We start from the raw sequence: 9,162 nt of genomic DNA on the forward strand, positions 1-9,162 counted from the left end.
CGTCGATCATTTCTCAAAACTGTAAAGACCCATTCGTTCGAACGCGCCATAGAGCTTGCCGGCATACTCGTTGAACACCTCATAGTGTCCAAGGTGAGCCGGGCGTGGGCGCGGCAAATCGATCACTATCTCTTCGACCAACCGCCCAGGGGTAGGCGACATCACCAGAACACGATCAGACAAACCTATCGCTTCTTCAATCGAATGGGTTATGAACAGGACCGACATCCGCCGCTGTAGCCATAGGAGCTCCAGTTCGTGCCTGATCTGCGTACGCGTGATCGCGTCCAATGCCCCGAACGGTTCATCCATCAGCAGTAGGGACGGGTCGTGTACCAATGCACGAGCGATGGAAACCCTCTGACGCATACCGCCTGAAAGTTGTCTCGGATATCGGTCTTTTGCATGTGCCAATCCGAGTTGACCAAAAAGCGCGTGAGCGCGCGATTCCATTTCCTTCTTGGGGAGGTGTCGAATCTGCTGTTGCAACATGACATTCGAGAAGGCCGTACGAAAATCCAGAAGAAGGTGATCTTGGAACACGATGCCGACATCGGTAATTGGCCCGGTCTGAGGCGCCCCGTCGATAAAAATCTCGCCTCGACTGGGTGAAAGCAGCCCCGCCGCCATCAACATTGTGGTCGACTTTCCGCACCCCGAAGGTCCAATCACCGACACGAATTCACCTGGCGAAAGGTCCAGGCTGAATTCCTCAACAGCAACCTTTCCGTCAAAATGCTTGCCCACATCGCGCATCTGCACACCAATCCCACCGTCGCGCGAACTAGTGTTTGGAGTGGCTTTGTTTGCCAGGCCCATGGGGCTATCCTTGTTCATTACCTGTCCTCGTGAGGCATCCAGGGCAGCAACACGCGCTCAAGTTGCCCCATGACCAAGCTCAACATTACTCCGAGAAGAGAAGCCGCTATGATTCCAGCGAATACGAGATCGAGGTCCATTCGCGCACTTGACGTCAGGATCAAGTATCCAATCCCGTCGTTTGATCCGACGTATTCAGCAACTATTACCGCAATGACCGCATAGATCATTGATGTCTTCATACCGGTAATGATCTCCGGCAAAGCGCTCGGGAACTGAAAGCGCCAGAATGTTTGCCGCGGGCTCGCCCCCATCGATGCGGATACAAGGTAAATTCGTGAATCCATGGCGCGAAACCCAAGTGCGCTATCGACTAGTATGGGAAAAAAACTCATCAGCATAACTAGAATAGATTTGGGAAAAATACCGATTCCGAACCAGACTATCAGGAGTGGCGCGATTATCGTCTTGGGAAAGAATTGTAAGGCCACCACAATAGGGTACACTGTCCGTTCGGCGCGTGGTGATGCGACAATCGCGTAACCTAACGGCACACCGATCATGACACTGATGACAAATCCGATAAGAATGACGCGCAAGGTTGCCCAAGTCTGCTCCAGCAGGAGCCCGACATTCTTGACCATCGCTACCCAAACGTCCTGAGGCGACGGCAAAAGGAACCGGGGGATATCAAACAGGACATTTGCCACGCTCCAAAGTGTCCCGATGGCAGCTATGACAATCACTGGTCCTGCAAGTTCTAGAATTAGCAAATTCTTTTTAAGCATAACGGATCAATACCGGACGAGGCGCTATGCCCCTTGGCGTGTAGCGCCAAGGGGCTGAAAGCCGGGACTTAAGGGCAAGCGGGCAATTCGGCGGGCAGGAATTCCCGCGTGATGTAATCGCTTATGGGCCGATTGTCAGGGAGGTTCATGAAGCCGGTCATCACGCCGTAGCTTTCATCAAGTATGGCTTGCGATGGCCAGCCAAGTCCCGGAGCCTCAGGCGCGCAATATGTGGATTGGACGGCATCCTGAACGGTGAACAGGATATCATCCTTCTTGCCGGCCTCCGGGTGCTTCGCCAAAAGCGCGTCGACAGCAATTCCGGGATTGTGGGTCGCTTCGCTGAATGCGCGAAGGGTGGCGGCGAGGAAGCCCCGCACTGCATCAGGGCGTTCTTCCAGGATTTGCCGATTGACCACCAGGCTGTGACCCAGGATGGGTACGCCGTAATCCCTCAGATAAACAAACTTTGCCTTCAGTCCCCGCTCATTGAGCTTGGGCTGCTCAAATCCCGGGATAGTTATGTAGGCATCAATCTGATCGTCGGCATAGAGGTTCAAAAGAGCCGAAGCGTCCACGCTGATCACTTCGACCTTTGACTTGTCCACTTCATTGACGGCGATCATCGCATCGAATAGTGGGACCTGGATTCCCCCAGGTTGCAATGCGATCTTGCGACCCTCGAGATCCTTGGGCGAATTGATTCCCGAGTCGGGGCGCACCATCAGTGCATAGCCATCGTCCTGTCTGATCGCCATAACGATCTGAATAGGTGCACCTTTGGCTACCAGATCGAAGGCTGACACAGCGCCGGCCATTCCGATGTCTGTCTGCCCGGAGGCAACCAGTTGGCTTGTTGCCGAAGAGCCTCGTCCCGGTTCTATTTGAACCTCAAGACCGGCGTCGGCGTAATAGCCCTTTTCCTGTGCCAGAAAGAAGGCCTCGTGATAGGGCCCCACTGCCCAGTTCAGTGTCAATTTCAGTTGTTCCTGCGCCGATGCAACCTGTGCGACGCAAGCCATGGTCAACCCAACCAGACCGCACTTGGCTGCTCTTAAAGATGTATGGATCATCCTCTCTTCTCCTCCCCTAAGGTATGCGCGCCTGGCGCGCAGTTGCGACCGCACTAAACTCAAGATCTTTTGTATTTAGTCATCCGGTGCTCGATGAGAGTGATTGCGGCTGTCAGCACCAAGCCCATCGCGGCAACCACGACAATCGCCGCAAATACAAGATTCAAATCGTCATTGCCCATGGCGATCATCGCGACATAGCCCAGGCCGTCATTGGCAGACACAAACTCGACCACGACGGCTACGGTCACAGCGATGATCAGCGATGTTTTCAAACCCGAAAGGAGTTGCTCCAGTGACGCGGGTACACGAACCAACGCAAGGGTTTGCAGAAACGTCCCTCCCATCGAGCGGGTGATATAGAGCAGTCGCGGGTCGAGATGCCGGATCCCCGCGATGGTGTTGATAAGGACAGGTACAAACGAGACCAGCGAGATCAGCACAATCTTCGAGCCCAGTCCGTGCCCCATCCAAACAATCAGGAGCGGCGCTATCGCCACTTTGGGCATCGTCTGCAAGAATACGATCACATGGTAGAGCGAACGGTCGAGGAAGCGCGATAACCCTATCGCGACGCCAAACGCAAAGCCTAGAAGGGACCCAACGGCAAAGCCTAGCAGAATTGCCTCAAGAGTAACGAGCGAAGCAGACGCGAGGTAGGATGCATTGGAGAAAATCGACCGGGCCAGTTCGGAGGGGGCGGGCAACACAAACCGTGAAACCGAAAATGCACGGACTGCGATCTCCCAGAATACTATTACCACGGCCACCGCGATCAGCGGTTCGGCACAAACCCTCCATCTTGCCATGGCCCTACTCCCTCAGAAACGGGAGTAGTTCGATCTCCCGCGGTGGTCACTCAGGGGCATTCGAGCACAACTCGTCAATTAAAACAATATAAAACATTTTTAAACGTTTTTAAACGCTGATCAGTCAACCCTCGCAAACGATCAAGCGGTCGCCTCCGATTGCGGGAGGCAGGTCAGAAGGGCGAACGTCCATAAACAGACGCGTCACCTCATCCAGTGAACAAATCCTGTAGAAACTGGTTCTGCCCCATTTCGTGGAGTCCGCTACGCACCAGGTTTCTTTCGCGCGAGACATAGCGAAGCGTTTGAGTTCAACTGCGGATGAACTTGCATTGGTAACGCCATTTTCAGCGTCGAGACCGCTTCCGCTGAAGACAAATACATCGAAATGCATATTTGCGATCTGCATGTCCGCCGGTGAACCGAAAACGGATTGGGTTACCAAGTCTACCTCTCCCCCGAGCTGATAGAGGAATATGCCGCGCGCTGCAACAAGGTGCGAGGCGACGGGAATCGAGCATGTTGTTATAGTCAAAGGTAGGTTTTCTGTCTGGGCTCGAGTGGCGATAGCTTTCGCAATTCCGGCGGCAGTACTGCCTGCATCGATAAAAAGTGATTGTCTCGGAGTCAGCATATTGGCCACCAGGTCGGCAAGTTTGCGCTTGGCATCCACCTGTTTGGTTGCGCGCTGCAGGAAACCCGGATCATTCCGATCACTCAAAACCGCGCCGCCCCACACCCGGCGCACAAGACCCGCCCCCTCCAGTTCGTCCAGATCGCGGCGTAATGTCATGCCTGAAACGCCGCAAAGCGTGGCCAGATCCGAAACGGATCGCGCCTCCTCTTTGGAAAGATTACTAAGGATGCGCCTATGTCTGTTATCTTTCACCTGGCCATCCCTTTTTTGCGGCACGCCGACGGACAGCGGAGCCGGGAAACCTGTTCGCGCAGTTCCCAATCAGGGCAACCAGCGCTGTTGATCGACCAATTCAATCGAATTTTCCATACTGGACTAGTCGGAATAAACATATTACACCAAAAATGAACAAAATTGAATACGAGGCATCATGTTAGGACCCGCTGCGATAATAATCTGGAATGGGATCGAATCCATGGCCAAGGACGAATTCATCGCTTGGCATAACCGCGAGCATATTCCGGAACGTGTTGATATTCCAGGGTTTATGACCGGACGTCGCATGCGTGAAGTTTCCGACGATACATATCTCACGCTCTATGATCTCAGCGGAACCGAAGTTCTCAATTCCGTTGCTTATCAGACTCGATTGAACGCGCCAACGGAATGGACCTCTCGAGTTGTTCCGCATTTTCTCCAAACCGTTCGCCTGCTGTCGGAGCGCGTTGCGACCGAAGGTCATGGTGAAGGTGGGTATGTTTTGGCCGCACGATTTACCAGGGAACAAATTGAAGTCGCAACAGGCACCGCACTGCGTAAGTTGTTAAGCCGCTACCGGACTGATGACCCCGAGATACTGGCTTGGCATATTTACAAGACAGACAGTGCCGCAAGCCAGAAAAAGACGGCCGAGAGTGCAGCGCGTCGTAATGATGCCGATCAATCAGCGGCCACTCTTCTGGTCGAAGCGTCAAGTCTCGATTCGCTCAACGCATTGAAGATGGCTCTAGCCGATCTGCTCGGAAAAACGTCGATCGTCAATCTGTACACGCAAGAAGTTACCCTGGTCCGCGATGCAGAACCTGGTGATTGATCGCGGACATTTTCGCTGGAAGTCGGATGGAGTTCCAATGCGATGACCACTACGCTGACCTGTATTGCTGACGATCTGACTGGGGCCGCGGACTGCGCAGCCTCTTGCCGAAATTCCAACTTGCCAGCCGTCATCTGGCTAGCTTCTGCCTCATGGACTGATGATTCCACGAAGGTAGTGGTGTTGGATATCAACAGCCGCGATGCATCTTCAGCCGACGCGGTCGCGCGCGCCGTCAAGGCCCACGACTTTGCCAGGGGGCGGTCTGGTGTGATCTATCACAAGATCGATACTTTGCTGCGCGGGAACTGGTCGGCAGAAATCGCATCGGTCGTTAGACGATCCAAACACGCTTGCCAGCCACTGGTAATTGCACCGGCATACCCTGAATTGGGAAGAGGGACACAGGGTGCCACCATGATAGTCCATGGTGAAATGCGGGACGATCTGTCAATCTCGGCTCCCTTATCCCATCTCGGATTAGTGGTTCACGAGGTCCCCCTCGACATAGTGCGTGACGGGCTTGCATCGGTGAAAAAATCAGTTGGCTCAATTCTTGAGCGAGCTGATGTGGTTGTCTGTGATGCTGTCACTCGCTCCGATCTTGATACGATCGCCCAAGCAGGGGATGCGCTGGGCATAAAGTACTGGTGCGGATCAGGTGGGCTGATTCGTTCAATCGCACCACTGCTGGATCTTCCGCATGACCCGTGTCCTCTGGTGTTGGGAAATGAAGACCCGGCATTGATCGTCATCGGGTCGTTGTCCCAATCAGCCCGAGCGCAGGCAGCTATGCTCGTAAAGCAGAACCTGGTTCACTGGATTGAAGCAGGGCAAGACCTCAAGCTTCTGATCTCGCGCATAAGGGAAGTCCGCGCACTCTTAAATTCAGGCCAAAGCGTTCTGATCACGACTGCACCCACCAACGCAGAAACAATTTCGGATCCATCCTTGGTCGAGAATCTGGCCGAAGCATTAACAGTGGCAGCAACAGACACTTCTCTATTGGTCCTTGTGGGCGGAGCTACTGCCCGCGCCTTGCTGGACGCGATGAATGTTGGCGCGCTCGACGTTCTGGGAGAGACCGAACCAGGCTTCACCATAGCGACCACGGACCATAACGGTCGTCAACTGACCGTGGCCCTCAAACCCGGTGCCTTCGGTAGCCGGGCTTCGGTGGCCAACTCACTTCGCGCAATGCGCAGAAAGGACGGCTTTTCATGCGCCCATTGATCGGAATCAGCATGGGAGACCCTGCTGGTATTGGCCCCGAGATCATTGTGAAAGCCGCAGAAAACGGCGAGTTGCACAATCAGGTGCGGCTTTGCGTGATCGGACATCCCGACAGGCTCCGCACTGCCGCAAGGCTTTGTGGTACGAAATTGCCGATTGAAGAAGTGAGCGCCGATGCCTTGCCAAGCAAGGTCGGGGGCAATGGTCTCTATTGTCTACAGGCTTGCAACCTGTCCAACGGACTCGCATGGGGCCAGGTTTCCAGTGAGGCTGGGCATGCCGCATTCGAATGCTTGGAAAAAGCCGTTCGGCTAGCTCAGTGCGGCAAAATTGACGCGATATGCACTGCCCCCTTGAACAAGGAGGCGCTGCATAGTGCCGGTCACATGTTTCCTGGCCATACAGAGGCGCTGGCGGCCATGACCAACACCCCTGAGGTTTCAATGATGTTGGTTACCGAAGGACTGCTGGTGATCCATGTGACTACCCATATTGGCCTGCTCGATGCTATCGAACGGATCGATGCGCCTTTGGTGAAACGGACGATTCTGCGCGGTATTGAGGCCCTGGAACAAACAGGTGTGAAGGCTCCACGGGTGGGAGTATGTGGTATCAATCCCCACGCAGGTGAGAATGGTTTGTTTGGCCGAAACGAGGAAACGGAGAAAATTGTCCCCGCCGTTGAAGCTTTACGGGCTAGGGGATATAGGGTCGATGGCCCTCTACCTGCGGACACATTGTTCTATCTGGCGCGCAAAGGCAGCTATGATCTGGTGGTCGCGATGTATCACGATCAGGGACATGGTCCGGTAAAAGTGTTGGGACTTGAGGCGGGCGTGAATGTCACGGTGGGACTTCCCATCATCCGTACCTCGGTCGATCACGGAACGGCTTTCGATATCGCTGGCACGGGTCGTGCCGACCCGCGGAGCCTGGAGGCGGCAGTTCTGAGAGCTGCAAGCCTGGCGAGTTCCCAGAATGAACCGCGATAGTGTGCACACCGATGCCTCACAAAAGAGCATGGATCACGGTGTAATTCAGTCCCCGTCGTTGCGTTTGGGCGGGTCAACAAAACTGCTATGCATGATCGGGCACCCGATCGCTCAAGTGCGCGCCCCCGAGCTTGTGACCAACGAATTCAACCGCCGGGGTATCAATGCGGTTCTGGTGCCATGCGATGTGCAGCCACGGGATTTTGCCACCGTCCTTCCTTCACTGATGCGCATTGAAAACCTTGCCGGGTTTTTGATCACCGTCCCTCACAAGCCGCGCGTTGTGGAATTTGCTGATAGCCTTGGTCCTCACGCCAGTCATGCAGGAGTTGCAAGCGCCTTGGTGCGTCTGGCGGATGGGCGATGGAGGGGCGAGGCGTTCGACGGTATCGGTTGCATCGAGGCCTTTCGCCATCGAAGCGTTGACCTGGTCAACAAGCGTGTAATGCTGTTGGGGTGTGGCGGCGCTGGCAGTTCCATGGCGATTGCGCTGGCAAAAGAAAAACCTGCCGAAATCTACCTGGTTGATCCAATTATTGAACGCGCAGAAGCTTTAATGCAGGCCGTTCTCAGCACCAATGCGTCTGTCAAGCTCATGTCTCACAACAGGCCGATCCAGCTCAGCGACATCGACATTCTGATCAACGCTTCAACCATAGGCATGCGTGATCCATCACACATGCCGATTGAGGTTGATTGCTTTCCCAAAAACATCGTTGTTTTCGATGCAGTCGCCAAAGAAGGCGGTACCAAACTTCTAAACCTTGCGAGAGCGAACGGATGCGTTGCCATCGATGGCGTTGACATGATGCACGGTCAAAACGGCAAAATCGTAGACTTCATGGTCGACGGTTGGGCCGAAGCCAGACACTCATAAATTCGCCACAGCGTACCTGCGATTCCCGGACAACGTGATCGCCTTCTCCGCCTTCGGCGATACCAAGATGACCAGCGCGTTGCTCGATCGCCTGACGCACCACTGCGAGATCGTCGAGACCGGAAACGAATCCTGGCGCTTCAAGTGCCGCTCTCAAAGCTAAGCTGAAAGCCAATCAGCCGCACCCGATCAGGCCGTGCAACCCCGACCAGCTTCGTCTGATCGGGCGCTCGCCGCCGTGCCCTTCAACAACCCAGGCAGGGGGGCTTTTCCGCGAAAGTACGGGGTCCCGTTTCCATGGTCATTGACATTCTAGGCGACCGTACGGCGCGGTATCGGCTTCGAGCACGGATTGGAACAGGCCATGGCTGCCTGAACCGAAGGTATCGGTTACGGTTTCCCAAACGAAAGCCGCAGTTTGACGAGATTGGCGAATGGAAGCTGATGGTCGGAAGGGTTGAACACCCGCGCCCGTCCTGAAAGCCTGGTTCAAAAACAGCGCTGCGACGCCAAGATCTCTGTGAGGTCCAGGACGCGCAGATGTCTATCTTCGTGACAGAAGCAAATCGCTAATGTCCACGCGGGCCGAATCGCATGGCGCCGGTGGTGACCAAACGCAGAGCGTTCTGGGCCTTGTCCGCTTACCGAAGACGTCCTGTCAGGCGCTGGACAGGTGGCGATCACAGAGTTGTGAACACCGGAGAGTGGGCTGTATTTCGAAGTTTCAAGAGCGGCTGACGTTTAAAACCCATTTGAAGCCCTTTCAAAGGGTGTTTGAGGACTAGCCCTTCAAAAGTCGCACGTTTCCGGCTTTCTCGGTGCTTCCAACCGTCTTGGACAG

Annotated in this window: 9 protein-coding genes and 1 pseudogene; 5 read left to right on the forward strand and 5 right to left on the reverse strand. The window is 54.8% G+C overall.

The features are described 5' to 3' along the window. Positions 1–6: 6 nt before the first annotated feature. The 5 genes from C7T96_RS19225 to C7T96_RS19245 form a co-directional block, all read right to left on the reverse strand. Complete coding sequence (locus C7T96_RS19225) at positions 7–837, reverse strand: ABC transporter ATP-binding protein (RefSeq protein ID WP_245414180.1); 831 nt, start codon at positions 835–837, stop codon at positions 7–9. Beyond that, positions 837–1,607 carry an ABC transporter permease gene (locus C7T96_RS19230; protein ID WP_106572873.1) on the reverse strand — a complete coding sequence of 257 codons (771 nt, stop codon included), beginning with the start codon at positions 1,605–1,607 and terminating at the stop codon, positions 837–839. Before C7T96_RS19230 ends, C7T96_RS19225 begins: the two co-directional genes overlap by 1 nt. 68 nt (positions 1,608–1,675) lie before the next feature. After that, positions 1,676–2,680: an ABC transporter substrate-binding protein gene (locus C7T96_RS19235; RefSeq protein WP_106572874.1), complete on the reverse strand. Its 1,005-nt coding sequence runs from the start codon at positions 2,678–2,680 to the stop codon at positions 1,676–1,678. A 59-nt stretch (positions 2,681–2,739) separates the two neighbouring features. Then, entirely contained in the window at positions 2,740–3,489 is a 750-nt protein-coding gene (locus C7T96_RS19240) for an ABC transporter permease (RefSeq protein ID WP_106572875.1), read from the reverse strand. A 124-nt stretch (positions 3,490–3,613) separates the two neighbouring features. Next, entirely contained in the window at positions 3,614–4,378 is a 765-nt protein-coding gene (locus C7T96_RS19245; RefSeq protein WP_158264421.1) for a DeoR/GlpR family DNA-binding transcription regulator, read from the reverse strand. 223 nt (positions 4,379–4,601) lie between these two features. Between C7T96_RS19245 and C7T96_RS23945 the strand changes: the two genes are divergently transcribed. The 5 genes and pseudogenes from C7T96_RS23945 to C7T96_RS19265 all read left to right on the forward strand — a co-directional run. Further along, positions 4,602–5,219, forward strand: coding sequence for a hypothetical protein (locus C7T96_RS23945; RefSeq protein ID WP_146149210.1), 618 nt, complete (start codon positions 4,602–4,604; stop codon positions 5,217–5,219). Between the two features lie 42 nt (positions 5,220–5,261). After that, a complete protein-coding gene (locus tag C7T96_RS19250; protein WP_106572877.1) occupies positions 5,262–6,452 on the forward strand; it encodes a four-carbon acid sugar kinase family protein in 1,191 nt (396 codons plus the stop codon). Then, positions 6,440–7,444 (forward strand): 4-hydroxythreonine-4-phosphate dehydrogenase PdxA, encoded by a 1,005-nt coding sequence (pdxA, locus tag C7T96_RS19255; RefSeq protein WP_106572878.1) that lies wholly within the window; start codon positions 6,440–6,442, stop codon positions 7,442–7,444. The genes C7T96_RS19250 and pdxA overlap by 13 nt, the downstream gene beginning before the upstream one ends. Next, positions 7,431–8,321: a hypothetical protein gene (locus C7T96_RS19260; protein ID WP_106572879.1), complete on the forward strand. Its 891-nt coding sequence runs from the start codon at positions 7,431–7,433 to the stop codon at positions 8,319–8,321. Before pdxA ends, C7T96_RS19260 begins: the two co-directional genes overlap by 14 nt. Positions 8,322–8,367: 46 nt before the next feature. Beyond that, positions 8,368–8,484: pseudogene (locus tag C7T96_RS19265) on the forward strand (ATP-binding protein); the annotation flags it as partial. Positions 8,485–9,162 lie beyond the last annotated feature (678 nt).

It is taken from the genome of Nitratireductor sp. StC3 (assembly GCF_003015025.1).
GTDB lineage: Bacteria > Pseudomonadota > Alphaproteobacteria > Rhizobiales > Rhizobiaceae > Mangrovimarina > Mangrovimarina alexandrii.

Bases quoted from the DNA above. Each gene is read 5' to 3' on its own strand.
- C7T96_RS19225 (WP_245414180.1), bottom strand. From the start codon at position 837: ATGAACAAGGATAGCCCCATGGGCCTGGCAAACAAAGCCACTCCAAAC.
- C7T96_RS19230 (WP_106572873.1), bottom strand. From the start codon at position 1,607: ATGCTTAAAAAGAATTTGCTAATTCTAGAACTTGCAGGACCAGTGATT.
- C7T96_RS19235 (WP_106572874.1), bottom strand. From the start codon at position 2,680: ATGATCCATACATCTTTAAGAGCAGCCAAGTGCGGTCTGGTTGGGTTG.
- C7T96_RS19240 (WP_106572875.1), bottom strand. From the start codon at position 3,489: ATGGCAAGATGGAGGGTTTGTGCCGAACCGCTGATCGCGGTGGCCGTG.
- C7T96_RS23945 (WP_146149210.1), top strand. From the start codon at position 4,602: ATGGCCAAGGACGAATTCATCGCTTGGCATAACCGCGAGCATATTCCG.
- C7T96_RS19250 (WP_106572877.1), top strand. From the start codon at position 5,262: ATGACCACTACGCTGACCTGTATTGCTGACGATCTGACTGGGGCCGCG.
- pdxA (WP_106572878.1), top strand. From the start codon at position 6,440: ATGCGCCCATTGATCGGAATCAGCATGGGAGACCCTGCTGGTATTGGC.
- C7T96_RS19260 (WP_106572879.1), top strand. From the start codon at position 7,431: ATGAACCGCGATAGTGTGCACACCGATGCCTCACAAAAGAGCATGGAT.